Origin of the sequence: Enterobacter cloacae complex sp. P12RS, assembly GCF_014895875.1 — a bacterium.
In the GTDB taxonomy this organism is placed as follows: domain Bacteria; phylum Pseudomonadota; class Gammaproteobacteria; order Enterobacterales; family Enterobacteriaceae; genus Enterobacter; species Enterobacter bugandensis.
The window spans coordinates 1-20,822 of record NZ_JADBQO010000051.1 but is presented as its reverse complement, the minus strand read 5'-3'; the positions used below and the strand labels follow the sequence as shown (position 1 = coordinate 20,822).

General features: G+C 57.0%; 17 protein-coding genes. 11 read left to right on the top strand and 6 right to left on the bottom strand.

Annotated features, from left to right (window positions below; translation table 11 throughout):
* Window positions 1-147 precede the first annotated feature (147 nt).
* The 5 genes from metH to rluF all read left to right on the top strand — a co-directional run bounded on the left by metH (window position 148) and on the right by rluF (window position 7,338).
* Complete coding sequence (gene metH / locus IM284_RS20840; protein WP_047366836.1) at window positions 148-3,831, top strand: methionine synthase; 3,684 nt, start codon at window positions 148-150, stop codon at window positions 3,829-3,831.
* A gap of 113 nt (window positions 3,832-3,944) precedes the next feature.
* Complete coding sequence (locus IM284_RS20835) at window positions 3,945-5,576, top strand: Na/Pi cotransporter family protein (protein WP_041911578.1); 1,632 nt, start codon at window positions 3,945-3,947, stop codon at window positions 5,574-5,576.
* A 144-nt stretch (window positions 5,577-5,720) separates the two neighbouring features.
* Window positions 5,721-6,071 carry a type II toxin-antitoxin system RelE/ParE family toxin gene (locus tag IM284_RS20830; RefSeq protein WP_032654612.1) on the top strand — a complete coding sequence of 117 codons (351 nt, stop codon included), beginning with the start codon at window positions 5,721-5,723 and terminating at the stop codon, window positions 6,069-6,071.
* A gap of 2 nt (window positions 6,072-6,073) precedes the next feature.
* A complete protein-coding gene (locus tag IM284_RS20825) occupies window positions 6,074-6,412 on the top strand; it encodes a helix-turn-helix domain-containing protein (RefSeq protein ID WP_047366884.1) in 339 nt (112 codons plus the stop codon).
* 53 nt (window positions 6,413-6,465) lie between these two features.
* Window positions 6,466-7,338 carry a 23S rRNA pseudouridine(2604) synthase RluF gene (gene rluF / locus IM284_RS20820; protein WP_047366837.1) on the top strand — a complete coding sequence of 291 codons (873 nt, stop codon included), beginning with the start codon at window positions 6,466-6,468 and terminating at the stop codon, window positions 7,336-7,338.
* Here rluF and IM284_RS20815 read toward each other — a convergent pair whose 3' ends face one another.
* From IM284_RS20815 to lysC, 3 genes are all read right to left on the bottom strand, one after another.
* A complete protein-coding gene (locus IM284_RS20815; RefSeq protein WP_003860346.1) occupies window positions 7,339-7,611 on the bottom strand; it encodes a DUF3811 domain-containing protein in 273 nt (90 codons plus the stop codon).
* 50 nt (window positions 7,612-7,661) lie between these two features.
* Window positions 7,662-8,606 carry a ketopantoate/pantoate/pantothenate transporter PanS gene (gene panS, locus IM284_RS20810; RefSeq protein ID WP_047366838.1) on the bottom strand — a complete coding sequence of 315 codons (945 nt, stop codon included), beginning with the start codon at window positions 8,604-8,606 and terminating at the stop codon, window positions 7,662-7,664.
* Between the two features lie 93 nt (window positions 8,607-8,699).
* Window positions 8,700-10,049 carry a lysine-sensitive aspartokinase 3 gene (gene lysC / locus IM284_RS20805; protein ID WP_041911575.1) on the bottom strand — a complete coding sequence of 450 codons (1,350 nt, stop codon included), beginning with the start codon at window positions 10,047-10,049 and terminating at the stop codon, window positions 8,700-8,702.
* A 374-nt stretch (window positions 10,050-10,423) separates the two neighbouring features.
* On the opposite strand from lysC, the gene pgi reads away from it, so the two are divergent.
* The 6 genes from pgi to psiE all read left to right on the top strand — a co-directional run bounded on the left by pgi (window position 10,424) and on the right by psiE (window position 16,787).
* Window positions 10,424-12,073, top strand: coding sequence for a glucose-6-phosphate isomerase (gene pgi, locus IM284_RS20800; RefSeq protein WP_047366839.1), 1,650 nt, complete (start codon window positions 10,424-10,426; stop codon window positions 12,071-12,073).
* 366 nt (window positions 12,074-12,439) lie between these two features.
* Window positions 12,440-12,682 (top strand): exopolysaccharide production protein YjbE, encoded by a 243-nt coding sequence (gene yjbE / locus IM284_RS20795; RefSeq protein WP_013095034.1) that lies wholly within the window; start codon window positions 12,440-12,442, stop codon window positions 12,680-12,682.
* Between the two features lie 63 nt (window positions 12,683-12,745).
* Window positions 12,746-13,384, top strand: a complete 639-nt coding sequence (locus IM284_RS20790; protein ID WP_047366840.1) for a YjbF family lipoprotein — start codon at window positions 12,746-12,748, stop codon at window positions 13,382-13,384.
* Window positions 13,381-14,121 carry a capsule biosynthesis GfcC D2 domain-containing protein gene (locus tag IM284_RS20785; RefSeq protein WP_047366841.1) on the top strand — a complete coding sequence of 247 codons (741 nt, stop codon included), beginning with the start codon at window positions 13,381-13,383 and terminating at the stop codon, window positions 14,119-14,121. The genes IM284_RS20790 and IM284_RS20785 overlap by 4 nt, the downstream gene beginning before the upstream one ends.
* A complete protein-coding gene (locus tag IM284_RS20780; protein ID WP_047366842.1) occupies window positions 14,118-16,214 on the top strand; it encodes a YjbH domain-containing protein in 2,097 nt (698 codons plus the stop codon). The genes IM284_RS20785 and IM284_RS20780 overlap by 4 nt, the downstream gene beginning before the upstream one ends.
* A gap of 162 nt (window positions 16,215-16,376) precedes the next feature.
* A complete protein-coding gene (gene psiE, locus IM284_RS20775; RefSeq protein WP_000202963.1) occupies window positions 16,377-16,787 on the top strand; it encodes a phosphate-starvation-inducible protein PsiE in 411 nt (136 codons plus the stop codon).
* Between the two features lie 96 nt (window positions 16,788-16,883).
* Here the strand turns inward: psiE and malG are convergent, their stop codons facing one another.
* The 3 genes from malG to malE form a co-directional block, all read right to left on the bottom strand.
* On the bottom strand, window positions 16,884-17,774 hold the full coding sequence (malG, locus tag IM284_RS20770; protein ID WP_006810496.1) for a maltose ABC transporter permease MalG: 891 nt from the start codon (window positions 17,772-17,774) through the stop codon (window positions 16,884-16,886).
* A gap of 14 nt (window positions 17,775-17,788) precedes the next feature.
* Window positions 17,789-19,333: a maltose ABC transporter permease MalF gene (malF, locus tag IM284_RS20765; RefSeq protein ID WP_028015128.1), complete on the bottom strand. Its 1,545-nt coding sequence runs from the start codon at window positions 19,331-19,333 to the stop codon at window positions 17,789-17,791.
* A 120-nt stretch (window positions 19,334-19,453) separates the two neighbouring features.
* The gene (gene malE, locus IM284_RS20760; RefSeq protein ID WP_032644952.1) at window positions 19,454-20,644 is read right to left on the bottom strand and encodes a maltose/maltodextrin ABC transporter substrate-binding protein MalE; all 1,191 of its coding nucleotides are present in this window, start codon (window positions 20,642-20,644) and stop codon (window positions 19,454-19,456) included.
* Between the last annotated feature and the right edge of the window lie 178 nt (window positions 20,645-20,822).

Sequence of the window (20,822 nt, the reverse complement as noted above, 5' to 3'; positions counted from 1 at the left end):
GGTGAATTTGCAACCGCTTTCCTGACTGATCGGAGGAGTGATGGTGAACATGTCTCATGTTACCGCGGCGTGACTTTTCCACCCTGCGAGATTGTGCCAGTATGGATCGCAGCCTTTTGGCCTTGTTGAGCGTTGTCGGGAGCAAGTGTGAGCAGCAAAGTAGAGCAACTGCGTGCGCAGTTAAATGAACGAATTCTGGTGCTGGACGGCGGCATGGGCACCATGATCCAGAGCTATCGTCTGAGCGAAGACGATTTCCGCGGCGAGCGCTTCGCCGACTGGCCCTGCGACCTGAAAGGAAACAATGACCTGCTGGTGTTGAGCAAACCGTCCGTCATCAGGGATATCCACAACGCCTACTTTGAAGCGGGTGCGGATATTGTAGAAACCAACACCTTCAACTCGACAACCATCGCCATGGCGGATTACCAGATGGAATCCCTGTCGGCGGAGATCAACTATGAGGCGGCCAGGCTCGCTCGCGCCTGTGCCGACGAGTGGACGGCCCGCACGCCGGACAAGCCGCGCTACGTTGCCGGGGTGCTTGGCCCGACCAACCGCACCGCGTCGATTTCACCGGACGTCAACGATCCGGCGTTTCGTAATATCACCTTTGACCAGCTGGTTACGGCGTATCGTGAATCGACCAAAGCGCTGGTGGAAGGTGGCTCCGACCTGATCCTGATTGAAACGGTGTTCGATACCCTCAACGCCAAAGCCGCGATATACGCGGTGAAAGAGGAGTTTGAGGCGCTGGGCGTTGACCTGCCGATCATGATCTCCGGCACCATCACCGACGCCTCCGGGCGTACCCTGTCCGGCCAGACAACCGAAGCGTTTTATAACTCCCTGCGCCACGCCGACGCGCTCTCCTTCGGCCTGAACTGCGCGCTGGGACCAGACGAACTGCGCCAGTACGTGCAGGAACTTTCGCGCATCGCCGAATGCTACGTTACCGCGCATCCGAACGCCGGTCTGCCGAACGCGTTTGGCGAGTACGATCTGGATGCTGACACCATGGCGGCGCAAATCCGCGAGTGGGCCGAGTCAGGCTTCCTTAACATCGTCGGCGGCTGCTGCGGCACCACGCCGGAGCACATCGCCGCCATGAGCCGCGCCGTGGACGGGCTGCCGCCGCGTAAGCTGCCCGAGCTGCCGGTTGCCTGTCGCCTTTCCGGCCTGGAGCCGTTGACCATCGGCGACGACAGCCTGTTTGTGAACGTGGGTGAACGTACCAACGTTACTGGTTCCGCTAAATTCAAGCGCCTGATCAAAGAAGAGAAGTACAGCGAAGCGCTGGACGTCGCCCGCCAGCAGGTGGAAAGCGGGGCGCAGATTATCGATATCAACATGGACGAGGGGATGCTTGACGCCGAAGCGGCGATGGTGCGTTTCCTCAACCTGATTGCCGGTGAGCCGGATATCGCCCGCGTGCCGATCATGATTGACTCCTCCAAGTGGGAGGTCATCGAAAAAGGGCTGAAGTGCATTCAGGGCAAAGGCATCGTTAACTCCATCTCGATGAAAGAGGGCGTGGATATCTTTATCCACCACGCGAAGATGGTGCGCCGCTACGGTGCGGCCGTGGTGGTGATGGCCTTCGATGAGGTGGGCCAGGCCGACACCCGCGAGCGCAAAATTGAGATATGCCGCCGCGCGTACAAAATTCTGACCGAAGAGGTGGGCTTCCCGCCGGAAGACATTATTTTCGACCCGAACATCTTTGCCGTCGCGACCGGCATCGAAGAGCACAACAACTACGCCCAGGACTTTATCGGCGCGTGTGAAGACATCAAGCGCGAGCTGCCGCATGCGCTGATCTCCGGCGGCGTGTCGAACGTCTCGTTCTCGTTCCGCGGCAACGACCCGGTGCGTGAAGCGATCCACGCCGTGTTCCTCTACTACGCCATCCGCAATGGGATGGACATGGGCATCGTCAACGCCGGACAGCTGGCGATTTACGACGATCTGCCTGCCGAATTGCGCGATGCCGTAGAGGACGTGATCCTCAACCGTCGCGACGACGCCACCGAGCGCATGCTCGACCTGGCGGAAAAATACCGCGGCAGTAAATCGGATGAATCGGCCAATGTTCAGCAGGCCGAGTGGCGTTCCTGGGACGTGAAAAAGCGTCTGGAATACTCGCTGGTGAAAGGGATTACCGAGTTCATTGAGCAGGACACCGAGGAGGCGCGTCAGCAGGCAGCCCGCCCGATTGAGGTGATCGAAGGGCCGCTGATGGACGGCATGAACGTGGTCGGCGATCTGTTCGGCGAGGGCAAGATGTTCCTGCCGCAGGTGGTGAAATCCGCTCGCGTCATGAAGCAGGCAGTGGCTTATCTTGAACCCTTCATCGAAGCCAGCAAAGAGAAGGGCTCCAGCAACGGTAAAATGGTTATCGCCACCGTGAAGGGCGACGTGCACGACATCGGCAAAAACATTGTTGGCGTGGTGTTGCAGTGTAATAACTACGAAATTATCGACCTTGGCGTGATGGTTCCGGCGGATAAAATCCTCAAAACCGCGCGCGAAGTGAACGCCGATCTGATTGGCCTCTCCGGCCTGATTACGCCGTCGCTCGACGAAATGGTCAACGTGGCAAAAGAGATGGAGCGTCAGGGCTTCACCATTCCGCTGCTGATTGGCGGGGCGACCACCTCGAAAGCGCACACGGCAGTGAAGATCGAGCAGAACTACAGCGGACCGACGGTTTACGTGCAGAACGCCTCGCGCACGGTGGGCGTGGTTTCCGCACTGCTCTCCGAGACTCAGCGCGACGATTTTGTGGCGCGCACTCGCCAGGAGTACGAAACCGTTCGCGTGCAGCACGGGCGCAAAAAACCGCGCACGCCGCCGGTGACGCTCGCCGCCGCACGCGATAACGACCTGGCCTTTGACTGGGCAAGCTATACGCCGCCGGTCGCGCATCGTCTGGGCGTGCAGGACGTGACGGCCAGCATCGAGACGCTGCGCAACTACATTGACTGGACGCCGTTCTTTATGACCTGGTCGCTGGCGGGCAAATATCCGCGCATCCTTGAGGATGAGGTGGTTGGCGAAGAGGCGAAGCGTCTGTTTAAAGACGCCAACGATATGCTGGACACGCTGAGCGCAGAGAAAACCCTCAACCCGCGCGGCGTGGTGGGGCTGTTCCCGGCGAACCGCGTGGGTGACGACGTGGAAATCTACCGCGATGAAACCCGCACCCACGTGCTGGCCGTGAGCCATCACCTGCGGCAGCAAACCGAAAAAGTGGGCTTTGCCAACTACTGCCTGGCGGATTTCGTTGCGCCGAAGCTGAGCGGGAAAGCTGACTATATCGGCGCCTTTGCGGTAACCGGCGGTCTTGAAGAAGACGCCCTGGCGGACGCGTTTGAAGCGCAACACGATGATTACAATAAGATCATGGTGAAAGCGATTGCCGACCGCCTGGCGGAAGCCTTTGCTGAATACCTACACGAACGCGTACGTAAGGTGTACTGGGGTTACGCGGCGAATGAGAACCTCAGCAACGAGGAGCTGATCCGCGAAAACTACCAGGGGATTCGTCCGGCGCCGGGCTATCCGGCCTGTCCGGAACACACCGAAAAAGGCACTATCTGGAAACTTCTGGACGTAGAAGCGCATACCGGCATGAAGCTCACCGAGTCGTTCGCCATGTGGCCGGGCGCATCCGTGTCGGGCTGGTACTTCAGTCATCCGGACAGCAAGTACTTCGCCGTGGCGCAGCTGCAGCGCGATCAGATCGAAGATTACGCCCTGCGCAAAGGCATGAGCGTGTCTGAGGTAGAGCGCTGGCTGGCGCCGAATTTAGGCTACGACGCGGACTAACGTCACTTTTCCTTACAACAAACAGGGCACCTCAACGGTGCCCTGTCTCTTTCTTACGTTTAAACCCTTATACTTAATCATAAAATCTATAACGATAAGGAGAACCCACTTCCGTGCTGACGTTGTTACATCTGCTTTCGGCAGTCGCACTGCTCGTATGGGGCACCCATATTGTCCGCACCGGCGTGATGCGCGTGTTCGGCGCGCGCTTACGTACCGTCCTCAGCGGCAGCGTTGAGAAGAAGCCGCTCGCCTTCTGCGCGGGGATTGGCGTCACGGCGCTGGTGCAAAGCAGCAATGCCACCACCATGCTCGTCACCTCCTTCGTGGCGCAGGATCTGGTCGCGCTCGCCCCGGCGCTGGTGATCGTGCTGGGTGCTGACGTCGGTACCGCGCTGATGGCGCGTATCCTGACCTTCGATCTCTCCTGGCTGTCGCCGCTGCTGATTTTCATTGGGGTTATCTTCTTTCTTGGCCGCAAGCAGACCCGGGCCGGGCAGCTTGGCCGCGTGGGCATTGGCCTCGGACTGATTCTGCTGGCGCTGGAACTGATTGTGCAGGCGGTGACGCCTATCACCCAGGCGAACGGCGTGCAGGTCATCTTCGCCTCGCTGACCGGTGACATCATGCTGGATGCGCTGATCGGGGCAGTGTTTGCCATCATCAGCTACTCCAGCCTGGCCGCCGTGCTGCTGACGGCCACGCTCACCGCCGCGGGCGCGATCTCCTTCCCGGTGGCGCTGTGTCTGGTGATCGGCGCTAACCTCGGCTCTGGCCTGCTGGCGATGCTTAACAACAGCGCGGCCAATGCTGCCGCCCGCCGCGTGGCGCTGGGGAGTTTGCTGTTTAAGCTGGTGGGCAGCCTGATTATTCTGCCGTTTGTCCATCCGCTGGCAAACCTGATGGACAACCTCCCGCTGCCGAAAGCGGAGCTGGTGATCTACTTCCACGTCTTCTATAACCTGGTGCGCTGCCTGGCGATGGTGCCGTTTGCCGCGCCGATGGCCCGCTTCTGCGAGCGTCTTATCCGTGATGAACCGGAGCTGGACGCGCGCCTTAAGCCGAAGCATCTGGATACCTCCGTGCTGGACACCCCCGCGCTGGCCATCGCCAACGCCGCCCGCGAAACGCTGCGCATGGGCGACGCGATGGAAACCATGCTCGAAGGGCTGAAAAAGGTGATGCACGGCGAGCCGCGCGAGGAGAAGGAGCTGCGCAGGCTGGCGGACGACATCAACGTGCTGTATACCGCCATCAAGCTCTATCTGGCGCGTATCCCGCAGGACGAGCTGGCGGAAGAGGAGTCCCGCCGCTGGGCTGAAATCATTGAGATGTCGCTTAACCTTGAGCAGGCCTCGGACATCGTTGAGCGTATGGGCAGCGAAATCGCGGACAAATCCCTGGCCGCGCGTCGGGCGTTCTCCGTGGAAGGGCTGAAGGAGCTGGAAGCGCTTCACGAAAAGCTGGTGAGCAACCTGAAGCTGGCGATGTCGGTCTTCTTCTCCAGCGACGTACCGAGCGCACGCCGCCTGCGCCGCAACAAGCATCGCTTCCGCATTCTTAACCGCCGATACTCGCACGCCCACGTTGAGCGCCTGCATCAGCAGAACGTGCAGAGTATCGAGACCAGCTCACTCCATCTGGGGCTGCTGGGAGATATGAAGCGTCTTAACTCGCTGTTCTGCGCGGTGGCCTACAGCGTGATGGAACAGCCGGATGAAGATGACGAGCGGGATGAGTATTAATCTCTGAAAGCGCCTCGCAGATCCTCTCCATGAGGCGTGACCAAACTCCACTGAAAACGTAACGTCACTCCTCAGGTCATAAGCAGACCTGTGGAGTGAGACAATGTAATCTTTTATGTATAAAATTTTATACAGGGATGTGGTATGCTTTCAGAAAAACCAGCAATGAGACCCATTGCATGGATGGGGAGTGCCTTCGATGATTTGCTCGGCTTCCCGGAGGAAATCCGGCGGGATGCAGGGTATCAGCTACATCGATTACAGGCTGGATTAGAGGCGGCAGACTGGAAGCCGATCTCAGAGATTGGCAAAGGCGTTGCAGAGATACGGCTACGCGGTGACACGGGCGCATACCGAATCATCTATTTGGCTCGTTATGAGGATGCTGTTTACGTACTGCATTGCTTTAAGAAGAAAACGCAGCGGACATCAGGCCATGATAAATACATAGCAAAGGCACGTTTTCAGGCGGTGCTTGATGCTCGGAGAGGATGAAAATGGGAAGACGCGTTGATACAAAAATTCGGCATGTGACAGCTTCAGAAACGAACATTTTTGCTGAGCTGGGTTTTGAAGAAAGTGAAGCTAAACAGTTGCACGAAAGTGCCGAAAAAGAGGTTGAGCAGTTGCTTGCCATCAAGCGGCAACTGATGCAGGAAATTTCCTCGTGGATTGCGGAGAATAAACTGCGTCAGACTGACGCTGCCGTCAGGCTAAACGTCTCTCGTCCCCGCGTGTCTGATGTCGTGAACCTCAAAACCAGTAAGTTCACCCTTGATACGCTGATCATGATGTTATGTAAACTTGGAAAACCCGTCTCAGTTACCGTCGGCTAATCTTTTTTTCCAGTCCATACCTAAGGTATATTTCGCCCTTCACAGGAGAAACTATGCTGCCAACTCAATCAACCCGATTAAACAAGTACATTAGCGAGAGCGGGATCTGCTCACGTCGCGAGGCGGACCGTTACATTGAACAAGGTAACGTGTTCCTCAACGGCAAACGCGCCACTATCGGTGACCAGGTGGTCCCTGGCGACGTGGTTAAAGTGAATGGTCAGCTCATTGAACCGCGTGATGCTGAAGACCTGGTGTTTATCGCGTTGAACAAACCGGTTGGGATTGTCAGCACCACGGAAGACGGCGAGCGGGACAACATTGTTGATTTCGTGAACCACAGTAGCCGTATTTTCCCGATTGGCCGTCTGGATAAAGACTCTCAGGGGCTGATTTTCCTCACCAACCACGGCGACCTGGTGAACAAAATTCTGCGTGCCGGTAACGACCACGAGAAAGAGTACATCGTGACGGTGAACAAGCCGGTGACGGACGAATTTATCCGCGGCATGGGCGCAGGCGTGCCGATTCTGGGCACCGTGACGAAGAAGTGCAAGGTCAAAAAAGAAGCGCCCTTTGCGTTCCGTATCACGCTGGTGCAGGGCCTGAACCGCCAGATCCGTCGCATGTGCGAGTATTTTGGTTATGAAGTGACGAAGCTGGAACGTACGCGCATCATGAACGTCAGCCTGTCCGGGATCCCGCTGGGCGAGTGGCGTGACTTAACGGACGACGAGCTGATCGAGCTGTTCAAGCTTATCGAAAACTCCTCGTCCGAAGCGAAGCCGAAAGCCAAAGCCAAACCGAAAACGCAGGCGATTAAACGTCCGGTAGTTAAGGCACCGCAGGCGGAAGAGAAAGGGCGGGGCAAGCCGGGTAACGGAAAACGCTTTACCCAGCCGGGTCGCAAAAAGAAAGGGCGCTGATTAGCGCCTTCCACGGGTTGATGTATTGGCGGACCAGGAAAAGGTCGCCTCTGCATCCGGCTTATAAGCCTGCTCTTTTTTCAGCTTGCGGGCTTTTTTCGCCGCAGCCTCACGTTGCGCCATCAGCTTGTCGATGTACTCTTTTTTAACCTGATTGGTTTCGGCGTTCGTCAGCGTGCGGCCATGGGCGATGCGGGCGCGGTCGAGAAGCGTTTTCAGTTCGCGCTGCTCGGCTTCCGTCATGTCTTTCTGGGTCAATCGTGGTGTAGCCATTGCTGAAGCCTCCTGATGGGGAGGCTCCAGTGTAAAGCAAGCCGGGTTAATTAACCCTGTTTCAGCGCATCTTTTTTCGGTTGCTCATCAATCGGTTTACCGGACCAGTAGCCCGCCAGCAGCGAGCCGGACAGGTTATGCCAGACGGAGAACAGCGCGCCCGGCAGGGCCGCCAGCGGTGAGAAGTAAATTTTACCCAGCGCCGCAGCCAGGCCGGAGTTCTGCATGCCTACCTCGATCGCCAGCGTGCGGCAGGTGGACTCGTCAAAGCCAAACAGCTTCCCGCCCCAGTATCCGCCCAGCAGGCCGATGGTGTTGTGCAGCACCACCGCGACGATCACCACAAAGCCCACCGAGGCAATGTGCGACGCGGAACCGGCCACCACGGCGCTGATGATCGCCAGAATGCAGATCATCGAAAACGCGGGCAGGTACGGCTCAACCGCTTTCACCACGCGCGGGAACAGATGGTGAATGACCAGCCCCAGCGCAATCGGGATCACCACAATCTGCAGAATGCTGAGCAGCATGCCCATCACGTCCACCTGAATATGCGCGTCCACGTACAGGCGGGTTAACAGCGGTGTGGCAATCACGCCCACCAGCGTGGATACCGAAGAGATGGTCACGGAGAGCGCCACGTCACCTTTCGCGAGATAGATCATCACGTTAGATGCCGTACCGCTGGCGACGCTGCCCACCAGTACCATCCCGGCGGAGAGATCGGGCGGCATCTTAAAGGCCATCGCCAGCAGCCAGGCCGCGAGCGGCATCACCAGGTAGTGCAGGAAGATCCCTGCAGCCACTGGCGCCGGGCGCGACAGCACGCGTTTAAAATCGTCGATTTTCAGGTGCACGCCCATGCCGAACATAATCAGCATCAGCAGCGTGGTGACCCACGGACCAATGCCCGTGAACGTGGTAGGGGTGTAATACGCGAGTACGGAGAGCAGCAGCGCCCATAGCGGGAACAGCCGGGTGATAGCGGATAACATAGTGAATTCCTTGCAGTATTGTCGTGTTGTTTAGTTATGAAAAAGCCGGGTCTGTGCCCGGCTTATAGGTATTGTTTATCGTGCTAACGAATTTTATTCAAACAAATTCTGATGAAGTTTCTGCACCACCTGCTCGGCCTGATCGGCAGGGACCAGGAAACAAAGGTTATAGCTGGAGGCACCGTAGCAGATCATGCGGATGTTGAACGGGTCAAGCACGCCGAATACCTCTTTGCCCACGCCGCAGGCGCGAGACAGCTTGTTACCGATGATGGCCACCAGCGCCAGGTCTTCTTCGACCTCCACGCGGCACAGCTCAGACAGCTCAATCAGCAGCGACTGCGTCAGCAGGGTGTCGCCGGTGGAGGTGGAGCCGGTGGTGTCCAGCGTCAGCGCAATGCTCACCTCGGAGGTGGTAATCAAATCTACAGAGATGTTATGGCGCGCGAGGATGCCAAACACTTCCGCCAGGAAGCCGCGGGAGTGGAGCATATTGTGGCTGTGCAGCGTGACCAGCGTCTGGCGGCGGCGCAGGGCCAGCGCGCGGAACAGTGGCGGGTTCTCGGTTTTCTTGCAGACCAGCGTCCCGCCCGCTTTTGGATCTTTACTGGAGCCAACGAAGACCGGAATATCGCTGCGCACTGCGGGCAGCAGCGTTGCCGGATGCAGCACTTTTGCACCGAAGGTGGCCATTTCAGCTGCTTCTTCAAAGGCAATCACATCAATACGTTTTGCCGCGGAAACGACGCGCGGATCGGTGGTGTAAATACCCGGCACGTCAGTCCAGATATCCACGCGCGTTGCGTGCAGGGCTTCGCCCAGCAGCGCGGCGGTGTAATCGCTGCCGCCACGGCCAAGCGTGGTCGTGCGTCCTTTCGCTTCGCTGCCGATAAAGCCCTGGGTGATCACCATGCCTTCTGCCAGGCGCGGCGCCAGCTGCTGGTTGGTGAGCTCGGCCAGCATCTCAACGTCCGGTTCAGCGCGCCCAAAACGATCGCTGGTGCGCATCACTTTACGCACGTCAAACCACTGCGCCTGAACGTTACGCTCGCGCATAATTTCAACGAACAGCAGGGTAGACATCAATTCACCGTGGCTGACCAGTTCATCGGTCAGGGCGGTAGAGGTGGCCAGGGACGCCGCTTCTGCCAGGGTGGTGATATTTTCCAGCAGGCGCTCCACTTCTTCGCGGATCACGTTCGGGTTTTGCAGACGTTCAAGAATGTCGAACTGAATTTTGCGCAGTGCATCCAGCTTCACGAAACGTTCTGTCGCTTCCAGTCCTTCAGACAGAGAAACCAGCAGGTTCGTCACGCCGGCGGATGCAGAGAGCACCACCAAGCGGGTATTCGGATCGGCCAGCACCACATCGGCGCTGCGGTTCATGGCATCGTAATCGGCCACACTGGTGCCGCCAAACTTGGCGACCACAAAACTCGTCATAACAACCTCGTGTCAGGGAATGAATAAGCGACCTTGGCACAAGAATGAAACGAAAACAGGTGCAGGCGCAAAATACGGCCCTATAAATAAAATGCGGGGGAGGTCCTGTCAATGCTGGGATTATGCGGATTTTTTATGGGGGGGTACCCCTGAGAAACAGGACTTATAACAGGCCCATATTTTATGCTCCTTTTTACCCCCTTTTGACCGACATTTCGCCACGCCGGAAGGGCTCGACAGCAGCTATACTTTTCGGGTCTTTTCACCTGCGTTTGATGCAGACCAGGGCAATGGCATAAAAACCATCACAATTTTTATTTGCAGGCGCTACAATCGACCGCAGTCACAATTCTCAAATCAGAAGAGTATTGCTAATGAAAAACATCAACCCAACGCAGACCGCTGCCTGGCAGGCACTCCAGAAACATTATGATGAAATGAAAGACGTCACCATCGCGGATCTGTTCGCGAAAGATGCCGATCGTTTCACTAAGTTCTCCGCGACCTTCGATGACCTCATGCTGGTGGATTTCTCCAAGAACCGCATTACCGAAGAGACGCTGGCAAAACTGCAGGATCTGGCGAAAGAGACCGAGCTGGCCGACGCCATCAAATCCATGTTCTCCGGCGAGAAGATCAACCGCACCGAAGACCGTGCCGTGCTGCACGTGGCGCTGCGCAACCGTAGCAATACGCCAATCATCGTTGACGGCAAAGATGTGATGCCGGAAGTGAACGCGGTGCTGGAAAAGATGAAAACCTTCTCTGAAGCGATCATCTCCGGCAGCTGGAAAGGCTACACCGGCAAAGCGATCACCGACGTGATTAACATCGGTATCGGCGGCTCTGACCTCGGCCCGTTCATGGTGACCGAAGCCCTGCGCCCGTACAAAAACCACCTCAACATGCACTTTGTCTCTAACGTCGATGGTACCCACATCGCCGAAGTGCTGAAAAACGTGAACCCGGAAACCACCCTGTTCCTGGTGGCGTCTAAAACCTTTACCACCCAGGAAACCATGACCAACGCCCACAGCGCGCGTGACTGGTTCCTGAAAACCGCGGGCGACGAAAAGCACGTGGCGAAACACTTTGCGGCGCTCTCCACCAACGGTAAAGCGGTAGGCGAGTTTGGCATCGATACCGCGAACATGTTCGAGTTCTGGGACTGGGTTGGCGGCCGCTACTCTCTGTGGTCTGCAATCGGTCTGTCCATCATCCTGTCCGTGGGCTTTGACAACTTCGTTGAGCTGCTCTCCGGCGCGCATGCGATGGACAAACACTTCTCCACCACCGCGCCTGAGAAAAACCTGCCGGTGCTGCTGGCGCTGATCGGTATCTGGTACAACAACTTCTTCGGCGCTGAAACCGAAGCGATCCTGCCGTACGACCAGTACATGCACCGCTTTGCGGCCTACTTCCAGCAGGGCAACATGGAATCCAACGGTAAGTACGTTGACCGTAACGGCAACGCGGTGGATTACCAGACTGGCCCGATCATCTGGGGCGAGCCGGGCACCAACGGCCAGCATGCGTTCTACCAGCTGATTCACCAGGGTACCAAAATGGTACCGTGTGATTTCATCGCCCCGGCGATCACGCACAACCCGCTGTCCGACCACCATCCGAAGCTGTTGTCTAACTTCTTCGCACAGACCGAAGCGCTGGCGTTCGGTAAATCCCGCGAAGTGGTTGAGCAGGAATACCGTGACCAGGGTAAAGATCCGGCCACGCTGGAGCACGTTGTGCCGTTCAAAGTGTTCGAAGGCAACCGTCCAACCAACTCCATCCTGCTGCGCGAAATCACCCCGTTCAGCCTGGGCGCGCTGATTGCGCTGTACGAGCACAAGATCTTCACCCAGGGCGCGATCCTGAACATCTTCACCTTTGACCAGTGGGGCGTTGAGCTGGGCAAACAGCTGGCAAACCGCATTCTTCCAGAGCTGGGTGACGATAAAGCCATCGACAGCCACGACAGCTCCACCAATGGTTTGATTAACCGTTATAAAGCATGGCGTGCGTAATTAATATGTCATGAAAAATGCCGGCGATATGCCGGCATTTTTTTATCGGATAATTCCTGATGTCTGTTAGTTAACTCAAATTCTGACTCTGAGTTTAATCTGAAAAAGGCGGTTAACCTGCTAATTGCTGCGGTTTATTTTAAGAAAATACGTAGAGCTAAGATAATAAGGATATATTATAATTTATTGATTTTCATCGATTATTTATTTCAAATATTTGTTTTTCGTTTCTGTTTTATCCATTAGTCCGAAAACCATCCCCCTATTTCCCCCCACGGTAAACCCTCTGCTGTAGTTGTGTATACTCGATTCCGCCTGAATTTCTTTTCGGGCAAATCTCCATTCATTCATTGAAGGGAAATTGTTATGAAGAAAGTACTGTATGGCATTTTTGCCATATCTGCACTTGCGGCGACGTCTGTCTATGCAGCTCCGGTCCAGGTCGGGGAAGCAGCAGGGTCGGCAGCGACGTCTGCGTCTGCGGGAAGTTCTACCGCAGCCAGCACCAGCACCGTAAGTTCAGCCGTGGGTGTCGCGCTGGCGGCAACCGGTGGCGGTGATGGCTCCAATACCGGAACCACGACCACTACGACAACCAGCACCCAGTAATACCGGGTGTTTTAATCATAACCACACTTCGGTGTGGTTATTTCGCCCCTTCGGAGAAGAGTCGTGAAGCGACCTGCAATCATTCTGATTTGCCTGCTGTTGCAGGCGTGCTCAGCCACCACCAAAGGGCTGGGACATTCACTGTGGGAAAGCCTGTTCGGCACGCCGGGCGTTCATCTGACCGATGACGAACTTCAGAACATGCCGTACGCCAGCCAGTACATGCAGCTAAACGATGGCCCGCAGCTGTTTGTGGTGCTCGCTTTCGATGAAAACGGGCAGCAGAAATGGGTGACGCAGGATCAGGCCACCATCGTCACGCAGCATGCCCGAATCGTGAAAACGCTGCTCGGCGGCGACAACTTGCTCGAGGTGAATAATCTCGCCGAAGACCCGCTCATCAAGCCAAATCAGATCGTCGACGGCGCAAGCTGGACGCGCACGATGGGCTGGACCGAGCACAAGCAGGTGCGCTACGCCACGGCACGCTCGACCTTCCGCTGGGACGGTACGGACAGCGTGAAAGTCGGCAGCGACGAAACGCAGGTTCGCGTGCTGGATGAAGAGGTCACCACCGACCAGGCCACCTGGCATAACCGCTTCTGGATCGACGAGGATGGGCAGATCCGTCAGTCCTTGCAGTATCTCGGTGCCGGTTTCTTCCCGGTGAAAACCACCCTGATCAAGGCGGCGAAATCATGAAAACGCTCATCCACGCTGCGCTTCTCGTCAGCCTTGCCGCGCCGCTGGCGTGGTCCGCAGGAACGGTAAAGGTCTACACGCCGGACAGTGAAAAACCCAAAACCTTAACCAACGCCGAGCATCTGCTCGATCTCGTCGGGCAGCCAAGGCTTGCCAACAGCTGGTGGCCGGGAGCGGTGATCGGCGAGCGTCAGGCGACGGTTAAGGCGGAGCAGGAACACCGTGCCCTGCTGGCCCGCCTGACGAGCCTTGCGGAGCAGGAAGACGGCGACGATGCCGCGGCCATTAACAGCGTTCGCCAGCAGCTTCAGGCGCTGAAAGTGACAGGCCGCCAGAAAGTCAATCTTGATCCAGATGAAGTGCGCGTCACGGAAAAGGGCAACCCCACGCTTGAAGGGGAGTACACCCTCTGGCTTCCGGTGAAGCCGACGACGGTGACCGTGATGGGGCTTATCAGCAGCCCCGGTAAAAAGCCCTTTACGCCCGGCCGCGACGTGGCGAGCTATCTCGACGAACAAAGCCTGCTGAGCGGCGCGGATAACAGCTACGCATGGATTATTTATCCAGACGGGCATACACAAAAAGCGCCGGTGGCGTACTGGAATAAACGCCATATCGAACCCATGCCGGGCAGCATCATTTTTGTCGGTTTTGCCGACCATTTCTGGACGAAGGCATATGACGGGCTTAACGCCGATATCCTTCACTCCCTGACACAGCGGATACCGGAAGAATGAAAAGAACCTATCTCTACAGCATGCTGGCGCTCTGCGTAAGCGCCGCCTGCCATGCAGAAACGTATCCGGCACCTATTGGCCCGTCTCAGTCAGACTTCGGCGGCGTCGGTTTACTGCAAACGCCTACCGCGCGCATGGCGCGTGAAGGGGAAATTAGCCTTAACTACCGCGATAACGACCAGTATCGCTACTATTCTGCCTCCGTACAGCTTTTCCCGTGGCTTGAAACCACGCTGCGCTACACCGACGTGCGTACGAAACAGTACAGCAGCGTCGACGCCTTCTCCGGCGATCAGACCTACAAAGATAAAGCCTTCGACGTCAAGCTGCGCCTGTGGGAAGAGAGCTACTGGATGCCGCAGGTCTCCGTGGGTGCAAAAGATATCGGCGGTACCGGCCTGTTCGACGCGGAATACATCGTGGCCAGCAAGGCCTGGGGACCGTTTGATTTTTCTCTCGGTCTTGGCTGGGGCTATCTCGGCACCAGCGGCAACGTTAAAAACCCGTTCTGTACCTACAGCGATAAATACTGCTACCGCGATAACAGCTACAAGAAAGCCGGTTCCATCAACGGCGACCAGATGTTCCACGGCCCGGCCTCGCTGTTCGGTGGTGTGGAATACCAGACGCCGTGGCAGCCGCTGCGCCTGAAGCTGGAGTACGAAGGGAACGACTACTCGCAGGACTTCGCCGGGAAGATTGAGCAGAAGAGCAAGTTTAACGTCGGCGCCATTTATCGCGTCACCGACTGGGCCGATGTTAACCTCAGCTACGAGCGTGGCAACACGGTGATGTTTGGCTTCACGCTGCGCACCAACTTCAACGACATGCGGCCGCACTACAACGATAACGCGCGGCCTGCCTACCGGCCGGAGCCGCAGGATGCGATTCTGCAGCACTCCGTGGTGGCAAACCAGCTGACGCTGCTGAAATACAACGCCGGCCTGGCCGATCCGAAAATTCAGGTGAAAGGCGATACGCTGTACGTCACCGGCGAGCAGGTGAAATACCGCGACTCGCGTGAAGGGATCGAACGCGCCAACCGGATCGTGATGAACGATCTCCCGGACGGGATCCGCACGATCCGCGTGACGGAGAACCGCCTGAATCTGCCGCAGGTCACCACCGAAACCGATGTCGCCAGCCTCAAGCGCCATCTTGAAGGCGAACCGCTCGGGCATGAAACCGAGCTGGTGCAAAAACGCGTAGAGCCGATCGTGCCGGAAACCACCGAGCAGGGCTGGTATATCGATAAATCGCGCTTTGATTTCCATATCGATCCGGTACTGAACCAGTCCGTCGGCGGGCCGGAAAACTTCTACATGTATCAGCTGGGTGCGATGGCGACGGCGGATCTGTGGGTCACCGACCACCTGCTGACCACCGGCAGCCTGTTCGGCAACATTGCGAACAACTACGACAAGTTTAACTACACGAACCCGCCGAACGACTCGAAGCTGCCGCGCGTGCGTACCCGCGTGCGTGAATACGTGCAGAACGATGTCTACGTGAATAACCTGCAGGCCAACTACTTCCAGTACTTCGGCAACGGCTTCTACGGCCAGGTTTACGGAGGCTACCTGGAGACTATGTTCGGCGGCGCGGGGGCGGAGGTGCTGTATCGTCCCGTCGACAGCAACTGGGCGTTCGGGATTGATGCCAACTACGTTAAGCAGCGTGACTGGCGCAGCGCGCAGGACATGATGAAGTTCACCGACTACAGCGTCAAAACCGGCCACCTGACCGCCTACTGGACGCCTTCGTTCGCGCAGGACGTGCTGGTGAAAGCCAGCGTCGGCCAGTATCTGGCGGGCGACAAGGGCGGCACGCTGGATATCTCCAAACACTTCGACAGCGGCGTCGTGGTGGGCGGCTACGCCACTATTACCAACGTTTCGCCGGACGAGTACGGGGAAGGGGACTTCACCAAAGGGGTCTACGTGTCGATTCCGCTGGATCTGTTCTCATCCGGTCCGACCCGCAGCCGAGCGGCCGTGGGCTGGACGCCGCTGACGCGTGATGGCGGCCAGCAGCTTGGGCGTAAGTTCCAGCTGTACGACATGACCAGCGATAAGAACATTAACTTCCGCTGATGCTTCACGCCGGGCGGCACTGCGTTTGCCCGGCCTACGGTTTTTGTAGGCCCGGTAAGCGCAGCGCCAGCGGGCGAATGCGCCAAACATAAACAAAAAATATAGATCCCCGTCACATTTTTGCGTTATACAGGAATCTCGTCCTGGAGAATGAGGTGCTGTATGACATCCCTGACTCGCCCGCGCGTTGAGTTTATCTCAACGATACTCCAGACCGTGCTGAACCTCGGTCTGCTGAGCCTTGGCCTGATCCTGGTCGTCTTTCTCGGCAAAGAGACGGTGCATCTGGCGGATGTGCTGTTCGCCCCTGAGCAAACCAGCAAATATGCGCTGGTGGAAGGCCTGGTGGTCTACTTTCTCTACTTTGAATTTATCGCCCTGATTGTGAAGTACTTCCAGTCCGGCTTTCACTTCCCGCTGCGCTATTTTGTCTACATTGGCATCACCGCCATTGTGCGGCTGATCATCGTCGATCATAAATCCCCGCTAGACGTGCTGATCTACTCGGCGGCGATCCTGCTGCTGGTGATCACCCTCTGGCTGTGTAATTCGAAGCGGCTGAAAAGGGAATAAAAAAATGGCGGCCCGAAGGCCGCCTAACAACAGTCACAAGTTGGGTCAATACAATACGTCTAAAGTTGAGGGTTGCAGTGGCATAACAGATGAAACTTAACCTTTCACGCCGCCCGCCGTCAGGCCATTCACCAGCCAGCGCTGGGCCAGCAGGAACACCACGGTAATCGGGATGGCAGACAGTACGGCCGCCGCGGCAAAGTCGCCCCACAGGTAGTTTTGCGGGTTGAGGTATTGCTGCATACCTACGGCCAGGGTGTAGCTGTTCACATCGCGCAGTAACAGTGAGGCGACCGGTACTTCGGTGATCGCCGCGATAAACGACAGGATAAACACCACCGCCAGAATCGGCACTGACAGCGGCAACAGCACCAGACGGAACGCCTGCCACGGGGTAGCGCCATCCAGCGACGCCGCCTCTTCCAGCGAGCCGTCGATGGTTTCGAAATAGCCTTTAATGGTCCACACATGCAGGGCAATACCGCCGAGATAGGCAAAGATCACGCCGCCGTGGGTATTCAGGCCGATAAACGGCACGTACTGGCCCAGACGGTCAAACAGGGCGTACAGCGCCACCAGCGACAGCACCGCCGGGAACATCTGGAAAATCAGCATGCCTTTCAGCAGCGTTGCTTTGCCCGGGAAACGCATGCGGGCGAAGGCATAAGCACAGGTGGTGGAGAGCGTCACGATGCCGATCGCGGTGATGGTTGCTACCTTCACCGAGTTCCACAGCCACAGCAGCACCGGGAACGGCGGCGGGGTGACGCGTCCATCGGCGTGCTCCACGCTGAAGCCCAGCGCGAGCTTCCAGTGCTCCCAGGAGATTTCATCCGGGATCAGGCTCCCGGTCGCAAAGTTACCCGAGCGCAGGGAGATGGCGATAACCATCAGCAGCGGGAACATGATGGCCGCGATGAAAATCAGCAGGCCTAAGTGCGTCGCGAGGAGGCGCAGCTTCTGAGATTTGGGTTGTACCATTGCCATGTTCAGTGCCCTCCTTAATCAAATTTCATACGTGTGGCTTTCAGGTTCACAATCGCCAGAGCGCCAACCAGCAGGAAGATCAGGGTGGCAATCGCCGCCGCCAGACCAAAGTCCTGGCCGCCGCCGCCTTCAAAGGCGATACGGTAGGTGTAGCTCACGAGTAGGTCGGTATAGCCTGCCGGCGTCGTGGTGCCGAGACGGTCCGGGCCACCGTTGGTCAACAGCTGAATCAGCACGAAGTTGTTAAAGTTAAAGGCGAAGCTGGCAATCATCAGCGGCGTCAGAGGCTTAATAAGCAGCGGCAGCGTAATTTTAAAGAAGTTCTGGAACGGACCCGCGCCATCCATCGCCGAGGCTTCATACAGATCGTCCGGAATCGCCTTCAGCAGCCCCATGCACAGGATCATCATGTACGGATAGCCCAGCCAGGTGTTGACGATGATAATCATCGAGCGGGCGGTGGTCGGGTCGCTGAACCAGGCCGGTTTGATACCGAACAGCGCGCTCAGCATCATGTTGATTTCACCGAAGCTCTGGTTAAACAGCCCTTTGAAAATCAGAATCGAGATAAACGACGGCACGGCGTAAGGCAGAATCAGCAGCACGCGGTAAATCGCTTTGCCTTTCAGGGACTCCCACTGCACGAGGCAGGCCAGCACCATGCCTACTGCAACGGTCAGGATCACCGTCAGCACCGAGAAGACCACTGTCCAGACGAAGATGGCGAAGAACGGTTTCTGGATACCTTCGTCGGTAAACACGCGGGTAAAGTTGTCCCAGCCGATGGTGACGGTATAGCCAGGGCTGAGCTTGTCATCACCCCATTTGCCATCGGCCGTTATGGACTGATAGAAACCAATGTCGTTATTCGGACGGTACTTCACGCCGCTCTGGTTGTTGGTCAGCGTGCCGTCATCCGCCAGGGTATATAGCGGCTGCGTGCCGGAGAACTGGCGCAGCGAGCTCATGGTCACTTTGCTTTCATCGGGCAGCACGGCGGTGAGCTGGGTCAGCGCCTGGCGATTCTGGGTAATGATACGCAGGTTCGCACGTTCACCCTCCGGCAGGGCCGCGGCCTCTTTTAAGACCAGCTTCTGCTCGCCGCCAAATTTGAACGCGTCGGAAAGATAGTTTTTGCCGCTCTCACCGTCAGTGAGCGCTAACTTCCACTCGTCACCTGCAGGATACAGGCCGAAGTTAAAGGTTTTACCCGCCTGATAAGAGCGATCCAGAAGCACCTGAGTGGCGCGCTCCTGCGCGAGCTGGTTAGTGCTGCTGTAGTTGGTGAACGCAATGGCGATGGTGCAGATCAGCGGGAACAGGACAAACAGCCCCATCCCGGCCACGCCCGGGTAGACATAGCGCCAGGCATAGGCTTTACGGTTGGCGAAAATATACAGGCCAGCAGAGCTTAAGATCAGCGTCATGATGGCGAACAGATATTCCCCTTGTACGTACATTAAAACAACAAGGTAACCCACCAGCAGACACAGCAGACCGATCGCTGACCACTTCAGCGCGTCGCTTTGCCACCAGTGCTTCTTTTTAATGACATCCATGGGGTTCTTCCTCTACAACGGTGGAAACTTTTCGTCAGGTGGCGCTGCGCTTACCTGACCTACGGATCGTGCCGTAGTCGTAGGGCGGGTAAGCGCACGCGCCACCCGCCGTTTTTCTTCTTACTTAGTAATACGACCCTGAGCATCCTTCAGCGCGGCATCGACAGTCTGGCGACCGCTTGCAGCGTTGATGACGGCGGTACGGGTGGCGTACCAGAACGCGGCCATCTGTGGGATGTTCGGCATGATTTCGCCTTTCTGAGCGTTATCCATGGTTGCCGCGATGCGTGGATCTTTTGCCAGCTGATCCTGGAAGGATTTCAGCGCCACGGCGCCCAGCGGTTTGTCCTTGTTCACTTCACCCAGACCCTGATCGGTCAGCAGGTAGTTTTCCAGGAACTCTTTCGCCAGCTCTTTGTTCGGGCTGGCGGCGTTGATGCCCGCGCTCAGCACGCCCACGAACGGTTTAGACGGTTTGCCGTTGAAGGTTGGCAGCAGGGTCACGCCGTAGTTGATTTTGCTCTTGTCGATATTGGTCCAGGCCCACGGACCGTTGATGGTCATCGCGGTTTCGCCTTTGTTGAACGCCGCTTCCGCGATGGAGTAGTCGGTATCCGCGTTCATGTGTTTGTTCTTAATCAGGTCAACCAGGAAGGTCAGGCCTTTTTTCGCGCCCGCGTTGTCCACGCCCACGTCTTTCACGTCATATTTGCCGTTTTCAAACTTGAACGCGTAGCCGCCGTCGGCAGCAATCAGCGGCCAGGTGAAGTACGGCTCTTGCAGGTTGAACATCAGGGCGGATTTACCTTTCGCCTTCAGCTCTTTATCCAGTTTCGGGATCTCTTCCCAGGTTTTCGGTGGGTTTGGCACCAGGTCTTTGTTGTAAATCAGTGACAGGGCTTCAACCGCGATTGGGTAGGCGATCAGCTTGCCGTTATAGCGAACGGCGTCCCAGGTGAACGGGAACAGTTTGTCCTGGAAAGCTTTGTCTGGCGTGACTTCAGCCAGCAGGCCAGACTGCGCGTAACCGCCGAAACGGTCGTGTGCCCAGAAGATGATGTCCGGGCCGTCACCGGTTGCCGCAACCTGCGGGAATTTCTCTTCCAGTTTGTCCGGGTGCTCTACGGTAACTTTGATACCGGTGTCTTTCTCGAATTTTTTGCCCACTTCGGCCAGGCCGTTATAGCCCTTGTCGCCGTTAATCCAGATAACCAGCTTGCCTTCTTCAATTTTGGCGAGCGCTGGGGCGGAAACCATCATTGCTGCAAGGGCGGACAATGCGAAAACGCGTGCGCCAGTCTTGATATTCATATCTGCCATCCTTTTTGGTGATGTGCTCGTGGATACATAAGGTGGTTCAACGTGACTCAGTCTCCTTATTTGACATCCTCTTTCCATCCTCCCAACCCCTACGCCCCACCCCCCGTTTGTGTGATCTCCGTTGCATAAATTTAAGTTATGAGTGCTGGCGCACATAAAAACCCACCGA